Here is a 20454-nt window from a genome sequence, read left to right on the forward strand (position 1 = left end):
CTACACGTACACACGGTCGCATTTGCACGCCGGTAGACGGCCGGCCTGCATTGACCCTTCCCACTCACGCTTACGCGGAGTGGTGCATCAGTTCTTTGTTGGGATCAAATCGTTGTAGCGTCCATTACTTAAGCGCACGGATTCGCTTTGTCCAAGACAGACGCTCACAGTGAACAACGATCGAATCCATCACAGTAGCGGAATGCTCTTGCGGCGTGGGTTGTGGTAGGGAGAATGGCGCTTCGAAGGCGATTTGAGCGGTTCTCCTGTTTTGATAGGGGTGACAATACAAGTGAAGCGGACCGAGGAATGACATACTCTTACTTCGAAACGACGTCAATAAGGCGAGAGCACTGGTCGCCAATGCGACCGTGGCTCTCGTGGGTATGAGCGTGCGCACGTTTTCACGACGTATTTGATCTCGCTGTAGACAACGTGTTTACAGATAGAGCTGGCAGCGCATAGCGCTCACCTACCGCGATCGGTAGAATAAACACGGATGAGAATCCCCATGGCATAACTCCGAGTCATTCTTCGTCCCCCATCTGTGATAGGGTCTCGATGCGATCTTCAGTTGCTGGGTGCGTTTTGAAGAAGTACCGAAGCCGTTTCTCAATCTTCCAGTGGAGCGGTTCTATACTCCCTTCCGGACCAAGCAGAACCGGTTCTTCCGGTTCCAGCGGTAAAATCGATAACGAGGAGACTGCAGACACAGTTCGGAGGTCGTGATCAGGCGTCGTCGTAATCCCCTGATCTAATCGTTCAAGAGCAGCGGCGAGAGCCGCAGGTGAACCCGTTATTTCGACAGCGGATCGATCTGCGACTTGCTCTCTCACTCTCGAGAGTCTCGCGATAATCATGTTCCCGACGAACCAGACACCAGTCGAAAGAATCGCAAGTGGAACGGTGACTATGATCCAGCCGCCGCTTTTACTGAATTCAATAGCCTGTGATCGAAGACCATCAGCTAAGACAACCGGGACCGAAGCGATCGTCATCACCATTGCATCCCAGTTGTTTACGTGAGCGAGTTCATGTGCGATCACCGATTCGAGTTCTTCAGCGGTGGCAAGCGAATCAAGGGTTCCTTGTGAGAGAACGAGGTGAACAGTTTGTGGGTGAAAACCCACAGCTACGGCTTCGGGTGTATCGCGATCAGAGAGGGCGAGTGTTGGGACGGGGATAGTGAGTTGCGTCGCGACCTTCGTCATCAACTGATGTAATTCTGGAGCGTCCGCGGGACGAACTGGCTCAGCACCGGTTAGGTGTTCGACGGTGGGTTGCTGGACATATTCGAGGTATCCAATGGTCGCGATTACCGCTCCGGTGATGATTGCTGATAGCTGGCTGGCCACTCCGAGACCGAGATAAGCAAACAATCCGTAGAACGTAGCCCAAATGCCGACGAGAAGGGCACCCGTGATGCAGATAAGCGATAGTATAACAACCACCATCTGTAAATAAAGCCGAGCAACGAGAGCGCGCATACTATTGAAAAGGCACTAAAATAATAAAAACGCACGGTTATTTCTACCCTCTTCGAGGGGAGAGAGTGATGCAGTGTGGTCCGTTACTCGATCAATCGGACCGGTGTGAAGAGCGGCTTGCACCCACGTAGCCCAATTCGCAGCGTGCAGAGACCTCCCGGAGTTGCACTCCAGTAGCGCGTACTCCACCGCAGTATCTGTGAAAGCCCAGAGAAAAGCGCGCAACAGTGCAAATGCATCAAAACGCTGCCGTACAATCAACAAACGGCTAGCAGAAGCGAACTGCGAGTCTCACGTGCGATCAAACGGACGGGCCAACCGAACCCGAGTGATTCAAACCGGACAGAGCCCTCAGTGGGTATATGACCGACGATTCACGCGACCATGTAATTCCGGGAAGCGATGAAGAACTCACTACTCCGGACGTCGAGGGATACGACTTCCGCGGCGAGTTCAACTTCGACGAATTGCTGAACTCGTACGCGACGACTGGCTTTCAGGCGACGCACCTCGCGGAGGCGATCGAGATCGCCGAGCAGATGCAGGCGGACGATGCGACGGTGTATCTTACCTTCACGTCGAATATCATCTCCTCGGGACTACGCGAGGTCGTTGCCGCGCTGGTCCGGAAGGGCTACGTCGACGTGATCATCACGACGTCAGGCTCGCTCACCGAGGACGTGATCAAGACGGCAAAGCCGTTCAAGATGGGCGAATGGGATGCGGACGAAGCTGAACTCCGCGAACGCGGGATCAACAGACTCGGAAACATCTTCGTGCCGTCGGACCGGTACGTCTGGCTCGAGGAGTACCTCTATGACTTCTTCGACGACTTCTTTGCGGAGGAAAAGGTCCGAACGCCGACGGCATTTGCCCGGGAGTTAGGGGAGACGTTGGACGACGAGGATTCGGTCCTGAAACAGGCTGCAGACAACGGCGTGCCCGTATACTGTCCTGCGCTAACTGACGCCGAAGTTGGGAACTTCCTGTATTACTACCGACAGGGATACGATTCGGAGGTTGGCATCGAGATTCTGGACGACTACGACTCGCTGATCGAGGACGGGTTGCTCTCGGACACGACGGGGCTCATCGCGGTCGGCGGCGGGGTGCCGAAGCATCACGCGATTATGACGAACCTCTTCCGTGGGGGTGCCGACCACGCGATTTACATTTCGACCGGGATGGAGGGAGACGGATCGCTGTCGGGGGCACCGCCTAACGAGGCGGTTTCCTGGGGGAAGATCAAAGACGAGGAGGAAACGAACTATACGCTCGTCGAAGCCGAGGCGACGCTGGTCTTCCCGCTGCTGGTTGCAGCAGCGTTCGACTAGCGTTTCGGCTTCGAGGGAGTGCTATTGAGAGGGGAATTCAGGCTGGAAATAGCTATGAGCGCCGGATTTTCGGCCGATTGGAAGCGTCCGTAGCGGATACGGGTACTAGCGGGCCGTCTCGAGATCGACGAACGCGTCCATATCCGCTGATAACCACGCCGTGAGTCGCTCAATGTCGGAACACTCTTCGGGGGTAATGGTACACCGGTCCGATTGATTTTCGTATCGAACGACGATCGACTCGAGAGCGGACGAGGATTCCGTCATGGGTTGTTGGTGACTCACGTTATCTTGGCTAACTCACCAACTGTACAAAGCCACTGCTAGTTGTGATATTGAGTGGTACAGAGAGAACTAGAGCGGTGCATACCAACCAATAGCATGCGGCTTCGAGACGAAGCTATCGGGGGCGTCGTTTCCGCCTCCGTCCTCAGTAGTTGGTGTAGCGTCCGGTCAGCACGATTTTCTGATCTCTTGTGCGAGGCCCAGATTTGTTCCGATGATTCCAACTGTTACCGTTGCTGCTCCGAAGCGTACGAAAGTACGGTGTATTATTTGATATTACCCACCATAGAAACCGATACTGATAGGTGGTACCAAAGACATTTTCCAGATCTGCGTCATGAGAGAATCGACGCCGAACGCCCAGCTAGTCCGGTCGGTCGGTAACTACGGTGATAGAGAATCGTGCGGTTGACAAAGGGGACGACCAGTTAGAACGTTCGAGGAGTTGAGTGCTCCTGTTTCGGGTTACGAGAGAGGAGGCGTGATTGATTCGGGGTGACAGCGTGTATTCGTCCCGCAAAGCGGCTTGATGACCGTACACCGTCAGTTACTGCTGAATCCCTGCCCCTACTCCGTGACCCGGGATCGAATGCTGGGAACGGAGAAAGCACTACGTGACTGTCACCGATGGTGTCAGAGCGCCCGTGTGACCGCTTCGTCCCAGCGGTAATGCCCTCGCACGTATAAGGTTCGAGCCGTCGTCGTTCAGCGCGTGAGCAGCGCTGGTCAATACCCGATCGAGTTCGATTCCGTGACGAAGTACTACGGGGATGTCCGCGGTGTGGAAGACCTCACGTTCACCGTCGATCGCGGGGAGATTTTCGGTTTTCTCGGGCCGAACGGGGCGGGGAAGTCAACGGCGATTCGCGTGCTCCTTGGACTGTTAAAGCCCACCGGCGGCGAGGCGTCCCTGCTGGGACGCGACGTTACGGATCGGAACGGACTCCGCGATGCGAAACGGCACCTCGGCTACCTCCCGAGCGACGTTACGTTCTACGGCCGCGTGACCGGCACAGAGGTGCTCGATTACTTCGGCCGGCTTCGCGGTGATGCGCACCGTGAGGAACTCCTCGAACGCTTTCCCGTGCCGCTCGATCGAAACGTGAAGGCCTACTCGAGCGGAAACAGACAAAAGCTCGCCATCGTCGCGGCGTTCATGCACGATCCCGAACTCGCGATCATGGACGAGCCCACATCGGGACTGGACCCGCTCGTCCAGAACGAGTTCTACGAGTTGCTCGAGGAGCGACAAGAAGCGGGGCAGACGGCGTTTTTCTCCTCGCACATCCTAAGCGAGGTTCGTCGCGTTTGCGATCGCATCGGAATCATCAGGAACGGGCGGTTGATAGAACTCGACTCCGTCAAGAATATCCTCGCGGACGGCGGCACGATCGCCACCGTCCGGTTGGCCGAGGAGCCGCCAACCGCGGCGCTCGAATTCCCAGGGGTGGCACACGTCGACCGGCGGGATGGCGAGTACCGGCTCGTTCTCTCACGCGAGTTCGACGCCCTGGTCCACCGATTGAGTGAGTACACCGTGCTCGACCTGGAGGTCCGCGAGGCCGACATCGAGGACGTATTCATGCACTTCTACGGCGGCACGGACGAAGGCGACGACGACAGTACTTCCCTGAAAAACGAGACTGGCACCTGACTCGAACTCGTCCCGTGGTCGGTCCGCTGTCAGCGCCGTCGGAACCACCAGATTCCCACGAGAACGAACACGATCGCGACGGCGATGAACGGAATGAGGGAGTCGGCGTCCGTGGACTCGTCGGTGGCGACGATCGAAACCGGGAGCGAAACCGGGTCCGAACTCGTGCGGTCGCCGTCGTCGGTATCGTACGCGAGCGTCATCGCGACACCGGCGGTCGTTTCGATCGCATCCGGCGACGATTCGAAGGCGAACCGAACCGTTTCCGCGTCGCCCGGCGAGAGCGTTCCAACGTATGCTGTCGGCGACTCGCTAGACAGCGGCGGGCCGGCATCGATCGTGGCGACGACGTCCGACACGGTCTCGGTTCCGTCGTTCGTAATCCGGACTTCGTAGACGCCCTCTCCGTCAACCGGGATGTCACTGCCGACGGGCGTCAGGTCGAAGATCGGTGCCTCCGCAACGGCGATTCCGAGCGTTGAGGGGCCGCCGGTCACGACGCGTTCGTCCTCGTCGGGAGCCGTTTCGTTCGAATCGGCGGTAGTGTCCGCGTCATCGACGGGTTCATCGACGCGGTACTGAACGGACGCAAACAGCGGATACGTTCCTGGATCGGTTGTGAGAGCTGCGACATCGACGTCGACGGTCGCCGTCTCGTCGGACGAGAGGTCTTCGAGGTAAAGCGACTGACTCGACCGGGGCGACGCGAGCGAACCGAAAGACAATGCACCGCTCGACGATTGCAGCGTCACGACGATATCGGTCGCCTGCCGGTCGCCATCGTTCGTTACCTCGAGCGCGATTGTCGTCGCGGTTTCCGCCCGAACGGACTGGTTTTCCGCGACGGCGACGGTGACGTTGGCTTCGGGCCCCTGGACGAGTTGCGGTTCCGCAGCTGGCTGCTCGGTCGGTGACCCCCCGGGTGCGTCTTCGGATGGCGGGAACGTTGCAGACTCGTTTTCAGCCTCGGCCGCTTGGCCGGGCGGGAGCGCACCCACGTCTTCGGTCTGTTCTGGGACCGGCGCGTTGGTATCGGTGTCTGTGACGTGAGGGTCGGTATCGTTTTGTTGGAACTCCGCTTGCAGCGGTGAACTCGCGTTAGCTCCGGGAGCCGCCGTCGTTACGACGGCACCGATCACGGATAGCCCGAGGAATAGGAGAACCCCCACGGTGATAGCCGTCTGCCACCGGTTCCAACCCGGCGTTCCCGCTCGGCCCGTCATGTTCACGCCGGGACGGACGGGAGCGCGATAAAGCACCTCGCACGTTCCACGGACGAACAGCCGATTACTCGACCGTTGTCGTGACAACCGCTCGTTTACCACGAGACGGGGAGTTCGGTCGCAACCCATCTATAAGGCGACGCCCGTCGTCGGGACAGCGCCGGACCGACACTCGATGTTCGAGATCACCTCGTTCGAAGCCGGTCGCCGACTCCGCGGGTCACTGCTACTCGCCGGTGCGTTGGTCGCGTTGATCGTCCTCACCGTCGCGCTCTTTCCATCGATTCAAGAGTCGGGCGCCGATCTCGACGCCTACCTCGAGTCGCTGCCGCCCGAAGCGACGCGCGCGTTCGTCGGAAACGTAACGACGCTGACCACGATCGAGGGCTATCTCGTCTCCCAGCTCTACCAGTTCGGCTGGGTGTTACTGCTTGCGATTTATTACGCGTACGCCGCAGCCTCCACGATTGCCGGAGAAGTAGAGCGCGGAACGGTCGGCGTGACGTTGTCGTTACCGGTGACGCGGACCCGGTTAGTGGTCGGGAAGTTCCTCTCGCTCATCCCCGGCGTCGTCCTCGTGAACGCGATTACGTTCCTCGTGGTCTCCCTCGGCGTCGGACTCGTCGGCGAATCGATCGATGTGGTCAACCTGTTCGCCGTGCACGCATACTCGGTCGCGTACTTGCTCGCCTGCGCCGCCGTCGGTCTCCTCGCTTCCGTTGCGTTCGACTCCGTTCGCCGGGCACAGACTACCGGAGCCGGGTCAGTCTTCGGCCTGTTCTTGCTCGATACGTTCACGTTCGATACCGACTACGAGTGGGTCGGAGACATCGCTCTTTCGCGGTACTTCGATCCCGGTGCAATTCTCGTCGACGGCGACGTATCGTGGGTTGACCTCTCCGTTCTCGTACTCGCCATCGCCGTCCTCGTCGTCGTCAGTAGCGAATACTTCGAGCGGCGTGATCTCTCCGGCTGATCACAGACGGGTATTATATCGATCGGCGGCGTGTAAGCCCCTATGACAGACCGAGTTCTGGTTCCCTACGACGACTCAGCACCGGCGCGGAAGGCGATCGAATACGCGTTCGAAACGTTCCCTGACGCGGCGATCATCGCCCTGTACGTCGTTCCACGACCCGAGGGGTACTGGGCCGCCTTCGAATCGGATACCCAGAAACAACACGACGACGAGAAAGCGCAAGAACGCGGAAACAAAGTCCTCGAAGGTGCACGCGACATCGCCGCCGACTTCGATGGCGAACTCGAGACGACAGTTGAGACGGGAAAGCCGGCACAGGTTATCGAGCAGGAAGCGACAGCGGGTGGATACGAAACCATCGTGATCGGCAGCCACGGTCGAGAAGGGGTCTCGCGGGTATTGCTCGGCAGCGTCGCGGAGAAAGTCGTTCGGCGCTCGCCGGTTCCCGTCGTGATCGTTCGATAACCCGCGTCGAGAGGAAATTCATCTCTCGACAGCGGCGGTACGGCCGTCATATCCGGAAGCGAGTTCGTGATCGAGATCCTGGAGTTCAGGGTCGCCGATGAATGGCTTATGGCGGAGCCAGTAGTAAGAGCAACTATCGATGCACTCGCAAGACGACATCCGTGACCGACTCGAAGAGATGCAACGCGCGATGGAGTCGTGTGACTACTACGACCCGCGGGCCAGCGTGCTTCGCGGACGAATCGAAGCGCTCGAGTGGGTGCTTGCGTCGAGTTCGGTCGACAACGAGGAACCGTCCGAATCGATGCGGGCGGCGGACGATTGAGTACTCGCCGACGACGTATTCGAGTGGTTTCAGATTTCCAACGGGGTGATATCTACAATGGGCTGGAACCCGTAGCCCAGTACCAGTATATGTTTTCGAATCGGCGGGATGCTGGCGAACGACTCGGCGATCGGCTCGCAGCCGAGGGAGTCGACGCCGATATCGTCCTCGGCATCCCACGCGGCGCACTCCCGGTCGCACGACCAGTTGCCGACGCGCTCGACGTACCACTCGATGTCGTTGTCGCATCAAAACTGAGCGCCCCTGGAAATCCCGAACTCGCGCTCGGTGCCGTCGCCAGCGACGGCAGTCTCTGGCTCAACGAGGACCTCGTCGACCAAGTCAACGTCCCACAGGAGTACATCGACGGCCAACGGGATCAGGAAGCCGATGCTGCCCAACAGAAGGCTCACCAGTATCGAGACGATGGACGGTTACCCGACCTGGCTGACAAACGGGTCGTCCTCGTCGACGACGGCGTCGCGACCGGCGCCACCGCAATCGCGTGTCTCAGACAGGTAACCGACGCCGGTGCAGCCGCCGTCATCCTCGCCGTTCCCGTCGGCTCACCGAACTCGATCGCTGAACTCGAAACGGAGGCCGACGAGGTGATCGCTCTCGAGACGCCGAATGATTTCCGAGCAGTCGAACAGTACTACCGTGACTTCGGTCAGGTGAGCGACGAGCAAGCAATGTCGTATCTCGACGATGATACCGACACAGCGTAGGAGAATACACGTTCTCTATCCAAAATTCCCTCACAAACTACTGTATTTTTCCTGATTTTATCCCTGTGTCTCTGATACTATCGGTGACGAACGACCGCCTCGAGCAGTTCGCCTATGCAGCCTCACACGATCTGCAGGAACCGCTTCGCATGGTTACGAGTTATCTCCAACTCCTCGACAATCGCTACGACGACGAACTCGACGAAGACGGGAAAGAGTTCCTCGAGTTCGCCGTCGATGGAGCCGATCGCATGCGAACGATGATCGACGGCCCGCTCGAATACTCCCGCGTCGAAACCCGTGGTAATCCGCTGGAGCCAGTTGAACTCGAGCGGGTCGTCGCGGACGTTCGCGAGGATCTGCACCTCAGTATCGAAGAACAAAACGCCGAACTCACCGTCGGCGAACTGCCGCGTGCTGGGTGATGCGAGCCAGCTCCGGCAGGTCGTGCAGAACGTGCTCTCGAACGCGATTACCTACAGTGAAGAGGAGTCACCACGAATACATATCGACGCGTCGCGGCCAGAGATAGGTTGTGTCGGTCGAGGACGATGGTATCGGAATCGACCCGGAAAACCAGGAGAGGGTGTTTCCGGTCTTCGACCGACTCCACAGTCGCGACGAGTACGAGGGAACGGGAATCGGGCTCGCACTCTGTGAGCGACTCGTCGAGCGCCACGGCGGCAGTATCTGGATCGACTCGGAGCCTGGAAAGGGTGCGACGGTCTCATTTACGCTGCCGGCAGCGAGATCGATCGCTGCTAAACAGCACACTACGGTCCGCCTAGATCCATATTTCCGGTCGCTGGCACCGCGAACGGCGAGAACGGAGAGACAGGGTATCGCGTTCGGGCTATCAGCTAGAGGGACCAAATACCACGAACCGACTCCGGTGATTCCAGTGGCGACTCCGAGAGTTAGACCAGCTCCGAGACGTATTGTGATTCCCAGTCACGGCGATCTTCGAGTTCACGTCGGCCGCGTCGGGTGACGCTGTAGACGTTCGTTCGACGGTCGGCGGTACCCTTTTCGATCAGTCCTTTATCGACGAGCGTGTCGAGATTTGGGTACAGCCGGCCGTGATGGATTTCGCTTTCGTAGTAGTTCTCGAGTTCGTCTTTGATTGCAAGGCCGTGTGGTTCCTCGAGTCCTGCCGCGACGTACAGGAGGTCACGCTGGAAGCCGGTTAAGTCATACATACGATTGAGTATGGAACTAGATATAATAAATATAGGGGAAACGGGACGATGAGAAATAGTGATAGCCGGCCGGGGCTGGCAATGGAATGCAGGGCGCACAGACGCGAATCCAGTAGTCCTATATGACGTATCCAGAAACCAGTAGCCATGCAAGATGCACGCATCCTCGTGACGGGTGGCGGGGGATTTATCGGATCGAATCTCGCGAATACGCTCGCCGAAGAGAACGAGGTTATCGCGCTCGATAACGGCTATCTCGGAACGAGTGACAATCTCGACGAGAGTGTCACGTACATCGAGGCGGACGTACTCGACGAGGATCTGCCGACTGACGTGGACGTCGTGTATCACCTTGCGGCACTCTCGAGTCGGGAACTTCTCGAAGAGAATCCGGTCCACGGGGCCCGAGTCAACGTCGATGGCTTCGTCAACGTCGTCGAACAGGCGATCGCGGACGGTTGTGAGACGATCGTCTACGCCTCGACGTCGTCGATCTACGGCAGTCGAACGACGCCGACACCCGAAGACGCCGATGTCGAAGCGGCGACGGGCTACGACGCATCGATGCTCGGCCGGGAACGTTATGCGGAATACTACAACGACTTCTACGCCGACACAAACCTAACGCTCGCGGGGATGCGATTTTTCTCGGTCTACCAGGGCTACGGCGGTGCAGAATCCCACAAGGGGACGTACGCAAACACGGTCTCGCAGTTTGCCGAAAAAATCGCACAGGACACCCAACCCGTCCTGTGGGGCGATGGAACGCAAACCCGCGATTTCACTCACGTCGACGACATCGTCCGCGGCCTCGAACTCGCTGCCGATCATGAACTCGAGGGCGTCTACAACCTCGGGACCGGCGAGTCCTACTCGTTCAACGAGATGGTTGCACTGATCAACGGCGTGCTTGGAACCGACATCGAACCGGTGTACGAACCGATCCCGCTGACGAACTACGTCCACGATACGCTGGCCGATAGTTCGAAGATTCGCAAGGCAACCGGTTGGGAACCTCGGATCGACTTCGAGGAGGGCGTCGAGCGCGTCTGTCAGCCATACCTCGATAGGGAATAACTCAGTCTCACTGAGAGCAGATAGTACGTCAATTGAGAGAGACGGGTTCGGCCCGATCTGATCCAATCGTCTCTTTGAACGGCTACTCGCCGACGGGATCGGAGTGACGAGTGTCTGTAGAAGTAAAACTGCTCCGTGACTGTAGTGTCGCACAGTATCCGACGCTGACTGATCCAAACGGCTATATTAATTGAACGATTAGTCAATGGTAAGGTGAAATCATGAAAGGATTCAGCGGGAAGACGGCCGTGGTAACGGGTGCCGGATCGGGGATCGGGCGAGCGTCAGCGGAACGATTCGCAGCGGAGGGAGCAAATGTCGTCATCGCAGATATCGCCAAGGAAACCGGCCGCGAAACGGTTGAGGTAATCGAGGACGCCGGCGGCGATGCGACGTTCGTCACGGTGGATGTCTCCGATTTCCAATCGATCGAGCGAATGGTCGAGGTCGCGGTCGACACATACGGAAGTCTCGATTTTGCGCACAATAACGCGGGAATCCTCACGGGATTCAACGAGGTAGCCGACACGGAAGAAGACCAATGGGACAACCTTCTCGGTATTAACCTGAAGGGCGTTTGGGCGTGTATGAAGGCCGAGCTTCCGATCATGGAAGAACAGGGAGGCGGTGCGATCGTCAACACCGCTTCCGAATCCGGGTTAGTGGGGATGGGCGGACTCGCCAGCTATTCGGCGAGTAAACACGGCGTCGTTGGCCTGACCAAATCAGCCGCCCTCGAATACGCGACGAGAGGTGTTCGCGTCAACGCGATAGCGCCTGGCCCGACGAAGACGAACATCCAACGTAATTCACCACGGGGTGAGAACGATCCGACATCGATGCCGTTTGATACGTCGGCGATGACCGATGTTCCGATGGGACGCGTTGCAGAGCCGGAGGAAATGGCCGGCGCGGTCGCGTTCCTCTGTTCTGCCGACGCATCGTTTATTACTGGACAGACACTTCCCGTCGACGGTGGTCAGGCGGCTGATTAAGTACGTCCACTCTGCTCTTTCCAGGCCCCAGTTACTGCGACAATCACCGAAGAGATGGCAGTGACAACGCTATTTTGCAGGTGAAGCATTTCCGCTCACTTCACACGGGAGCGATTCGAGACCGTAAAGACCGCTCAATGGGCGGATATCCGATAGATCCGCATCCAGCCGTTCGAAGCGGTCGAGCAGTTGCTTCAGCGCGACATCCGCTTCCATCCGCGCGAGATGTGCACCTAAACAGAAGTGCACCCCCGTACCGAACGCGATGTGGCGGTTTGGCTTTCGCTCTGGCCTGAACTCTTCGGGGGAATCGAAAGTTTCTGAGTCGCGATTTGCAGCACCTAACCAGAGCGTTACGACGTCTCCAGCCTGGATGTGTCTCCCGTTTAGTTCGACATCCGCTACAGCGATGCGCTTCAACGATTGAATCGGAGATCGGTACCGAAGTACTTCCTCAATAGCCTGGTTATGGTTGATTTCACCTGTGCGAACCGCATCCGTCAGCTCTTGTTCTTCGAGGGACCAGATCGCGTTGGTGAGGAGATTCGTCGTGGTGATATTGCCTGCAAGGAGAAGGAGCATACAGAAGCCAATTTTTTCACCCCTGGATAATCCCTCCGTGTTTGCTGCAAGCGTAATAAGGTCGTCATCGGCACCACCTTGTCGTTCTGCTAATAACTTCGCAAAGTACCCTCCCATCTCTTGTTGGGCCTGGTGCCGTTCCTGTTGGACCCGCTGCATCTCTGCCTGGGTATCGTCTGCAGGTCGCGCAACGAGTGCATCCGACCACTCTTTGAACTGATCGCGACGATCGGCAGGAATTCCAAGTAGTTCGGCGATAACGATGACGGGAAGCGGAGCCGCAAACTCATCGGCGAAATCAAACTGTTCTTCATCCTCGAGGTCATCCAGTAAGTCCTTCGTCAATTCCTTCACTCGAGGTTGGTACTCCCGTATCGATCCCGGCTGGAATCGTTCGTTGACGAACTCTCGGAGTCGGATCTGTTCCGGAGGATCCGTCGTAATCATTGTCTGAAGCATCGGCATACCTTCTTCACGATTGCCTGAGGACTCGCCGTCTTCCAAGGAGCGGTTAGCCGTAAACGCATCGTGATCCTTGAGCACGCGATTGACATCTTCATACCGGAACACGTCCCACGTCTCTCGTCGCTCGTCGAAGCGAACGGGCGCTTCCCGACGCATTTCAGCGTACCACTCGAACGGTGACAGTTGTCCTTCACGGCTCCGGATGGCTTCTGGTGGCTGGCCCAGTCCGACGACTGAATCGGGGGACTGCATGAGCTGATTAATTATTCAATTAATTATAGTCCTTTTGGTTCCTGCACTGTATACGTAACCAAATGAACGTATACTGCAGCTATGAGACACTGGAGACAGTAGGGAGGACGAGCAAATACGAGAGGATAGAAAGTCGGTAGGGGACCCGAGAACGTGAATCGTCGTCGGGATTCTTGCCTATCCCTGACAAGACATATCTGTTATAATTCCATCAACGATCGTTTGCGTTCGGTCTACGGCAGCTTTCTGATTTGTCGTCGCACGTGTGTGGAGCCCTTGTTTGAGGAGCGCGAGGAGATGATCTGCGGTCAGCTCAGGATCCACTGGGCGAAACTGCTCACGTTCGATTCCAGCGCGGATTTTTCGAATGACCGTCTCTCGGAGGCGATCTTCCATCGTTGTCGTTTTTCCGCGGAAGTCACTATCCCACGTCGCGTGTGCCCACAGTTCAACGAAAATCCGCGATATTGCTCTCTCGATATCCGAAGGCGGAGTGAGCATTACCTGCTCGACGTGCGCTGGTTTTGGATGCAGTATTTGGCCGACGAATTCACGAAGATCCGCTTCTGCGTCCGCGATCGGTCGTTCGGCCTGTTGGTCGATGAAGATCTCGACAAAGACATCAAGCATCGAAAGCAACAGATCGTCCTTACTATCGAAATAGTGGTATATAAGTGATGGATTTTGGCCCAGTTCTTCACCGATATCCTTAATGGAAAGATCGGCATAGCCGTGTTCCGCAAGTGCACAAAATGCGGCTTCTCTGATTCGCTGTTCTGTATCCGAACTCATTGTAGATCAGATACGGGCGCGCTGTAATGAGAATTCTGCTCTATTGGAGGGACGGTCTGTGAAAGGGTTATCTTTGACAGCCTCAGGTAGTTGTAACGAAACGGCTGCCCATACATCCAACACTGTTTCTCTCCCACCACGGCGACCTCGGTGATAGAGTTCTACCTCCCGCTTATAGGCTGCTCCTGAGAGACGTGTCTCTGTAACGATGAGCGTCCGGAAGCAGTACAAGATGGCCGAATTCGAGCGTTCACAAACCTATCGGTCAGAGTGCCATCGTCGACTCCGAAATCAGCTATTCTCGAGATTTCGCAACTGCCTTGAGATGGTAGTTTCCCGACCGTCTCTCATTTAAACATGAAACGTTGAACCCGGTCTCCTCGAAGATATCCATTACATCGTCAGCAGATCGGCCATAGTCAGACAAGAGATCCTCGTGAACTTCGACGTAGGCCAATCGAACATTCGGAAGCGTTTCGCGCAGCCCATCAAGCGCATCAGCCTCTGCCCCCTCGATATCCATTGTAAGCACGGTCGGATCAGGTACGTCCGCCGAGCCGGTGATATCGTCTCCGCACTTGATGGGAACCTGTGTCGATCCACCAGAAGAGCTCAGTTTATGGTTCTCACCGGGTTTTGCATCTGCGGGAACCGCGGCAGTCCCCTCCGAAGATCCTAGCGCGGTCGCAATGATTGTCGACTCGTCTTCTAGATCGTTTTGAGAGAGGTTGCGGCTGAGCGCCGAGACATTACTTGGGGCTGGCTCAATAGCAACAGATTCAGCTGCAATCTCGGCAGCGAACGTTGCATAGAGCCCGACATTCGACCCGCAGTCCCAGACAATATCATCGGGACGGAGGCTTCTGATAAAGTCCTCAAGCACCTGCCGCTCGTGCATCTGAGTGCGAGCTCGTCGGTACTCAATGGCTGTCTCGGTCTTGAAATCTATTTGATGCTCACCGACTTCAACAGGAACGGTAGTGTTGAGAGCAGCACCGACGATCCATCTCGCTTGGTCGGATCGGATCAGGGCAAAGTCCCGAATCCCTCGGGATAGTTCAGAGAAGCCACCATCTCTGTACAATTCAGCAGCTCGTGACGTAATGTTTGTGGTTTTTGTCATATGTCCCCCACGGTTTCCGCGAGTGGATCAATTAACAGAAGCCAATTCTCCGTCCTTGTGTCATTTCTATCCCACATCTCCACTTGTTCTTGGTTACTGGTATCTTCCGATCATAGTAGAATGTTCTGGCCATTCTGGAGATCGGGATCTCACCTCGAATTACTCCACACCATTGGGTACCGCCACGTAATCATCGGACTCCTCGAGCAGTACTAGCGTATCGGCGTTGTAAATATTGTATAAAACATATTATGAATAGACATAATAGAGGATACTTATAATCTGAGTGACTCGAGGGAGTCCGCCTGTGAATTCGATATCAGAGCAGTCGTTGTAACACTGCACCATCACAATGAGAGGTATTGGTTATTATATGCCTCTCGTTGTGATCTAGTTTGTACCCTCCATTCAATACCAGATTGAAGCGATAAATCAGCGAGTTCAGTATGCGGACTTACTCCGTGACTCGCGTGGTCCGATGCGCAACCGGTTCGCAACGGGCGCGGGCGCAGGTATCGCCGAAGTCAAGAACGGGATTCGTCCTTGGGCAGAGAGGTTGTCAAGACTGGGACAGGGGAGGTACGGATCACACGCTCGGTAAAACTTCCGAGCAGGTACCGATCCAAACCAGTCCAGCCGTGCGTGCCCATCACGATGAGATCGGTAGACGTTGATTCGGCGTACGAGGTAATCTGGTGGGGAACCGATCCAGCTTTGACCGCCGTGACCAGAGATTCTTCCGAGAGTTTCGTTCGATCCGCAGCGTCCTGTAACACTTCGTGAGCGTTTTCTTTGAGTTCTGCAGAGAGCGGCGTCGATCGTGGGTCGATCGTCTCGGGGAGTTCGTCGACGACGAATAGCAGGTGAAGCATCGAATCGTGTCGAGCCGCAACTGTCGACCCCAGTTTCAACGCCGCTCGAGCGTGGTCGCTGTCGTCGGTTGGGACGAGAACGGAGCGGTACGGGTACGACTGTGTCACGTCTTCGCCTGCACGGACCGTCATTACGGGGACCGCACTCCGGTGAACAACGCGCTCTGTCGTACTACCGAGGATGTATTCCTCGAGTCCGTGTCGACCGTGCGCTCCCATGATAATACAGTCGACGGAGTGAGATTCGGCGTAGGTGAGGATTTGCTCCTGTGGCTCGCCCTGTACAATAGTATCAACGACAGCGACGTTACGTTCATCGGCCGCTGAACGAGCACGATCGACGATTTCTTCGCCTTCGTCCTCGAGAACATCGATATCGCGATCGCCGAACTGGAGGAGGCGAGACTCGTTCGCAGGGACAACGTGGAGAACGTGAACAGTTGCGCCCGTATCGACAGCAATATCGAGGGCCTGTTTCAGTGCTGCCCTTGCGGGGTCGCTTCCATCAACCGGGACGAGAAGGGAGTCGTCCATACTGCCTGTTCGATCCGATTCGGTTTACATTTGCGGGTAATTATACTCCAGTACAGTTTAGCGACTCGGCAAAAATTGAGTCTCGGATGACTGTCCGTCTATCCCTCGTCCAGTAGTGGTAGAATTCGTCTCCGAAGAAATACGATTCCGTCGGCTCGGGTTTTCGAGACGACGTGCACAAACACGCCACCAAAACGAAATCATGGCGATCGAACAAGCCAGCAGTAGACGAGATTCGCGTGGAGTAACACGTTCGTCACAATACCATCCATCGTTGGTACTGCCACTACTTCCGCCAACTGCAATGAGAACAATCGCCTGGGCACAGATAGCACCGTTCCGAGAGACCGTATCCGGAAATCAAAGCCCTTCGTCCGATTATTACTCCCGTTCGAAGAGCGAGCGAGGATACTCGACAGTCGCCAGTGATCGAAGTTACCGTCTCCCACTGCAGCCACTATCCGCTGTTCAATGCTGTGAATCGCCGGAGAACCAGCGATCCTCGAACGCGGTTGGAATCTTGTCCGCAGATGCTTGCACGTCACGATACAGATATTCGAGATTTTCGAGCGTTCGGTGGACGTCGTACTTCCGTACAGCCGCTCTGGTGTCGCGATCCGTTCGAAGCGCTTCCTCAATTGAGTTCGTCATTGCCTCTAGATCGTCGTAGGCGAACCGTTCGCCGTTCTCAGATCCAATCGTCTGATCGAACGGAGCCACGTCCGCTGCAACGACCGGCGTCCCACAGGCATTTGCCTCAAGTGTCGACAGACCGAGCGTATCGGCGGTGGATGCGGTCACGAACGTATCGATTGACGAGTAAAAGACTGGCAACTCCTCGCGCGGGAGAAAGCCTCGAAGTTCGACGTTGTCCGGCGCGTTCCGTTCGAGTCGATCACGGTAGGGACCGTCACCGACGATGACGAACTCGTATTCCGGAAGTTCTTCGGCAGCACGGAGAATCTCGTGGACGTTCTTCTCCATGCTGAGTCGGCCGCTGTAACCGATTACTGTCCGGTCCGGATACCAGTCCTCGTCGGTCGGCTGGAAGAACTCCATGTCGATACCGACCGGGAGCTGGATGTGTTCGACGTCGCGTTCGATACGGCCGGTAGAGGCGGTGATAATATCGAATGACCGGAGAAACGCAGTTTCTAGCGGAACGTATAGTTTCGAGAGGCCAGTCGCAATCGACTCGAACTTGACGTTTTGGTGGAAGTACTCCTCGAGCGGCGTGTGATGAGTGTAAATAGTCGGCAGATCGTGTTTGCGCGCGTAGTAGCGACCGAGAAGACCGATCGACGCTGGACCGTGACAGTGAACGACATCGAGTTCAGGGAGCGTCGACGGGCGTCTGAACAGTGGAATGCGGTAGCCGGCATAGAAGGGGTTCGGCAGTGATGGAACCGGGATTTCGCGATCTCCGGGTTCGTAGTCCCCATCGGGATAGACGACGTAGACCTCGTGCCCCCGCCGTTCTAACTCCTCGCGCCAGAGTTTGATCGTGTACGTTACGCCATCGATTTCGGGGAAGTAACTGTCCGTGAAAAATCCAATTTTCATTCAGGTCACCGTCGAGTATAGTGACTGGTATTGGTTGGCTACCGATTCGAGCGAGAAGTGTTTGCTTCGCTTCGCTGCGTTTGTACCGAGACGTTTGCGAACTGACGGGTCTTCGAGTCGTTGCAGTGCGGCCTCGAACCCTGCAACGCCGGATTCTGAAACCTTGAGGCAGTCCGCGCCGTCTTCGAGCCAGGAGAACGTCTCGATATCTCGGACGAGAAGTGGTTTCCCTGCAGTCATTGCCTCGAGGAGTGCAATACCCTCGTTCTCCTCGTGGGTGGGGAAACAGAAGATATCACCAGCGGCGAACGCGCCGCGAATGTCGTCGATAAAGCCCGTGAACGTACAGTTATCCGGCGAGTTCTCGATCAGTGCCGTCGTCTCACGGCCCTTCAAGGACAGATCGAGCGGCCCGAACCACGCAAAGTCCAGTTCCGGGAGTCGGTGAGCCAACTCGACGAACGTCTCGAGTCCCTTGCGCTTGATGACGTGACCGACGAGGAAGACGACCGGCGGGTCGAGGTCGTAGCGCTCGCGGTACTCCTCGGTCAGCGATTCGAAACCCTCGAGCTTCTCGCGGTCGACGCCGTTCGAGATGATCGTCGTCGGCGCGTCCGTGTAGGTCTCGATGAGTTGCTGGTTGTACGCCGAGGGACAGACCAGCGCATCGGCCAGTCCGTAGGCGCGCTCGAGGTACGGTTTCAGTGGCCTTGCGAGCGCGTTCGTAAAGCGAAAACTATCGCCGAAGTCCTCTGCGGTCACGTGCGTGTTCGCGACGACCGGAATTCCCCGAGAACGGGCCCGTCGTGCGTACCAGGCTGACCGCGGTCCCATGAGGTTGCAGTGAAATACGTCGGCATCGAGCGTCGGAGCCGTTGTATACTGCAAGTCCAATCCGTCCAGCATCTTTCGCTGGTGGACGACGGACTCATGGATCCCGCCGGTGACGTGATCCTCGAACTCGAAGTAGTGGCTGATTTTCATCGTTGGCATCCCCGGTGTGTTTCTGTGTTCCCTTTCCGTTCGGTGTTCGATACCTGTAAACTGAGAGTCGGTATGAGCGACAATCAATTACAGGGCTGAGTCGTCACTCGACTTCGAGCCACGGCACCTCCATGAGCGGCGGGATGTACGTCTCGATGTGGTGCTCCCAGACACCTTGCTCACCGAAGGCTTCGCCGTGGTCGGCTGTAACGACGACGCGACCATCGAGTTCGGAAACCAGGTCGGCGACGGATTCGAGTGCGATTCGGAGGTTTTCCTCGTAAAGTTCCAGTGCGGTTTCGCGGGTGCCGTTCTTGACGAGTTCAGCGGGATCGAGTTCGAGCCAGAGACCCGCCTTCTGTGCGAGTTCGCTGTCCTCGAGTCGGCTCTCGACTTTCGGGCGGATCGTATCGCTGAGCGAGGAGAGCGTGCCGCCATCGGAGACGGTATCGGTTTCGGCTTCGGATTCCTCCTGTCGCCGGATACCTTTCTGAATCTGTTTGAGTTTCTGCCCTTTCCCGCGAGAGAGATAGGGTGCGTGGGGTTGCATATAGNCCACTATATGCAACCCCACGCACCCTATCTCTCTCGCCGGATACCTTTCTGAATCTGTTTGAGTTTCTGCCCTTTCCCGCGAGAGAGATAGGGTGCGTGGGGTTGCATATAGTGGAGTACTGTTCGGTCGGCCTGTTCGACGGTGGACTGGTTGGAATGGAACGCGTCTGCGATGCCCTCCGGTGGGACCGTTCCGAGGTCGTCGTCCCAGCCGGATTTCCAGACGTCGAAGACGGTCTCGATGTGATCGGATGCGGTCCACTCGTAGTCGCAACTGGCCCCCCACTTGAGCTCGTTTAGCGGAATCCCGAGGTCGTTGATGAAGGGATTCCCGGAGAAATACGCGAGGTCGTGCGTTCCGGTGAACGTTCGAGACGCCCATTCCGGCGTTGATGACCCAATACTTCGGCGTTTTTCGAGTGTCCCATCGAGGTACTCATCGTATACCTCGCTGAATACGTCGTACCGACACGCATCCAGCACCAGACAATAGTCCCACTCCGATTCGAGGAAGTGCTGGTCCTGCATCGATTAGGGGCATCTTTCGAGTCGACCTATGTATTCTTATTGGTGTCGAGACAGTCACAGCAGGGATGAAAATAGTGGCGAGTGACGCGAACGCGGGTGTTTCACGGTAACATAGTTCTGCATTTCGACCGGTGGGGGAACAGGACGAGTCGGCAAATACGAGGGCGCTCTTACGGAAGAAGGCGAATAGCTGCGATGAGAAGAATGGAAACAAAGGAGTGAGAAGAGCCCACCGATGGATAACAGTTCTAGCGGAAGAAGAGAAACAAGCCGGAGGGTAAGGATAGCGATCAACAACACAATGATAAGATTAAGGCGGTCGATGACGGGTTTGCTATTTATTAGTGATAAAAAGTGATCGAACAAACAGAGCCGTTCCGGTACGAGTTCAGCGCTACTGGCCGGCGCGTTCCGTCAGCGCCGTTCGCGTAGCGCGACCAGCAATACCGCGAT

At 56.7% G+C, this 20454-nt stretch carries 18 protein-coding genes and 3 pseudogenes; 9 read left to right on the forward strand and 12 right to left on the reverse strand.

Annotated elements, in window-relative coordinates; translation table 11 throughout:
- Nucleotides 1-527 precede the first annotated feature (527 nt).
- A complete protein-coding gene (locus C481_RS01505) occupies nt 528-1487 on the reverse strand; it encodes a M48 family metallopeptidase (RefSeq protein ID WP_006107024.1) in 960 nt (319 codons plus the stop codon).
- A gap of 362 nt (nt 1488-1849) precedes the next feature.
- Here C481_RS01505 and C481_RS01510 point away from each other — a divergent pair, with 362 nt between their 5' ends.
- Entirely contained in the window at nt 1850-2821 is a 972-nt protein-coding gene (locus tag C481_RS01510; RefSeq protein WP_006107026.1) for a deoxyhypusine synthase, read from the forward strand.
- A gap of 105 nt (nt 2822-2926) precedes the next feature.
- On the opposite strand, the gene C481_RS22045 is transcribed toward C481_RS01510, so the two are convergent.
- The gene (locus C481_RS22045) at nt 2927-3106 is read right to left on the reverse strand and encodes a DUF7511 domain-containing protein (protein ID WP_206537167.1); all 180 of its coding nucleotides are present in this window, start codon (nt 3104-3106) and stop codon (nt 2927-2929) included.
- A 712-nt stretch (nt 3107-3818) separates the two neighbouring features.
- Between C481_RS22045 and C481_RS01515 the strand changes: the two genes are divergently transcribed.
- Nucleotides 3819-4760 (forward strand): ABC transporter ATP-binding protein, encoded by a 942-nt coding sequence (locus tag C481_RS01515; protein ID WP_006107029.1) that lies wholly within the window; start codon nt 3819-3821, stop codon nt 4758-4760.
- 29 nt (nt 4761-4789) lie between these two features.
- On the opposite strand, the gene C481_RS01520 is transcribed toward C481_RS01515, so the two are convergent.
- Complete coding sequence (locus C481_RS01520) at nt 4790-5983, reverse strand: COG1361 S-layer family protein (protein WP_006107030.1); 1194 nt, start codon at nt 5981-5983, stop codon at nt 4790-4792.
- 175 nt (nt 5984-6158) lie between these two features.
- On the opposite strand from C481_RS01520, the gene C481_RS01525 reads away from it, so the two are divergent.
- The 5 genes and pseudogenes from C481_RS01525 to C481_RS22375 form a co-directional block, all read left to right on the forward strand.
- On the forward strand, nt 6159-6959 hold the full coding sequence (locus C481_RS01525; RefSeq protein WP_006107032.1) for an ABC transporter permease: 801 nt from the start codon (nt 6159-6161) through the stop codon (nt 6957-6959).
- A gap of 42 nt (nt 6960-7001) precedes the next feature.
- On the forward strand, nt 7002-7427 hold the full coding sequence (locus tag C481_RS01530; RefSeq protein WP_006107034.1) for a universal stress protein: 426 nt from the start codon (nt 7002-7004) through the stop codon (nt 7425-7427).
- A 139-nt stretch (nt 7428-7566) separates the two neighbouring features.
- Complete coding sequence (locus C481_RS01535; protein ID WP_006107035.1) at nt 7567-7752, forward strand: hypothetical protein; 186 nt, start codon at nt 7567-7569, stop codon at nt 7750-7752.
- A gap of 89 nt (nt 7753-7841) precedes the next feature.
- A complete protein-coding gene (locus C481_RS01540; RefSeq protein WP_006107037.1) occupies nt 7842-8480 on the forward strand; it encodes a phosphoribosyltransferase in 639 nt (212 codons plus the stop codon).
- Between the two features lie 77 nt (nt 8481-8557).
- A pseudogene (locus tag C481_RS22375) lies at nt 8558-9228 on the forward strand (sensor histidine kinase); the annotation flags it as partial.
- 169 nt (nt 9229-9397) lie between these two features.
- On the opposite strand, the gene C481_RS01555 reads toward C481_RS22375, so the two are convergent.
- Nucleotides 9398-9679 carry a PadR family transcriptional regulator gene (locus C481_RS01555; RefSeq protein ID WP_006107041.1) on the reverse strand — a complete coding sequence of 94 codons (282 nt, stop codon included), beginning with the start codon at nt 9677-9679 and terminating at the stop codon, nt 9398-9400.
- A gap of 147 nt (nt 9680-9826) precedes the next feature.
- Between C481_RS01555 and C481_RS01560 the strand changes: the two genes are divergently transcribed.
- Both C481_RS01560 and C481_RS01565 read left to right on the forward strand, forming a co-directional pair.
- Nucleotides 9827-10756, forward strand: coding sequence for an NAD-dependent epimerase/dehydratase family protein (locus C481_RS01560; RefSeq protein WP_006107042.1), 930 nt, complete (start codon nt 9827-9829; stop codon nt 10754-10756).
- A 221-nt stretch (nt 10757-10977) separates the two neighbouring features.
- Nucleotides 10978-11751: an SDR family NAD(P)-dependent oxidoreductase gene (locus tag C481_RS01565; RefSeq protein ID WP_006107044.1), complete on the forward strand. Its 774-nt coding sequence runs from the start codon at nt 10978-10980 to the stop codon at nt 11749-11751.
- A 69-nt stretch (nt 11752-11820) separates the two neighbouring features.
- Here the strand turns inward: C481_RS01565 and C481_RS01570 are convergent, their stop codons facing one another.
- The 8 genes and pseudogenes from C481_RS01570 to C481_RS01605 form a co-directional block, all read right to left on the reverse strand.
- Complete coding sequence (locus C481_RS01570) at nt 11821-13050, reverse strand: cytochrome P450 (protein ID WP_049904325.1); 1230 nt, start codon at nt 13048-13050, stop codon at nt 11821-11823.
- A 177-nt stretch (nt 13051-13227) separates the two neighbouring features.
- Nucleotides 13228-13842 carry a TetR/AcrR family transcriptional regulator gene (locus C481_RS20955; RefSeq protein WP_006107047.1) on the reverse strand — a complete coding sequence of 205 codons (615 nt, stop codon included), beginning with the start codon at nt 13840-13842 and terminating at the stop codon, nt 13228-13230.
- Nucleotides 13843-14137: 295 nt separating this feature from the next.
- A complete protein-coding gene (locus C481_RS01580; RefSeq protein ID WP_241434623.1) occupies nt 14138-14965 on the reverse strand; it encodes an FkbM family methyltransferase in 828 nt (275 codons plus the stop codon).
- A 524-nt stretch (nt 14966-15489) separates the two neighbouring features.
- Nucleotides 15490-16371, reverse strand: a complete 882-nt coding sequence (locus C481_RS01585; RefSeq protein WP_006107050.1) for a universal stress protein — start codon at nt 16369-16371, stop codon at nt 15490-15492.
- A 468-nt stretch (nt 16372-16839) separates the two neighbouring features.
- Nucleotides 16840-17934 (reverse strand): glycosyltransferase, encoded by a 1095-nt coding sequence (locus C481_RS01590; protein WP_006107051.1) that lies wholly within the window; start codon nt 17932-17934, stop codon nt 16840-16842.
- Nucleotides 17935-18918, reverse strand: coding sequence for a glycosyltransferase family 4 protein (locus C481_RS01595; protein WP_049904332.1), 984 nt, complete (start codon nt 18916-18918; stop codon nt 17935-17937).
- Between the two features lie 103 nt (nt 18919-19021).
- Nucleotides 19022-19480: pseudogene (locus C481_RS01600) on the reverse strand (hypothetical protein); the annotation flags it as partial.
- Nucleotides 19481-19503: 23 nt separating this feature from the next.
- Nucleotides 19504-20001 (reverse strand): annotated as a pseudogene (locus tag C481_RS01605) (hypothetical protein); the annotation flags it as partial.
- Between the last annotated feature and the right edge of the window lie 453 nt (nt 20002-20454).

The organism is Natrialba asiatica DSM 12278, assembly GCF_000337555.1.
Taxonomy (GTDB): domain Archaea; phylum Halobacteriota; class Halobacteria; order Halobacteriales; family Natrialbaceae; genus Natrialba; species Natrialba asiatica.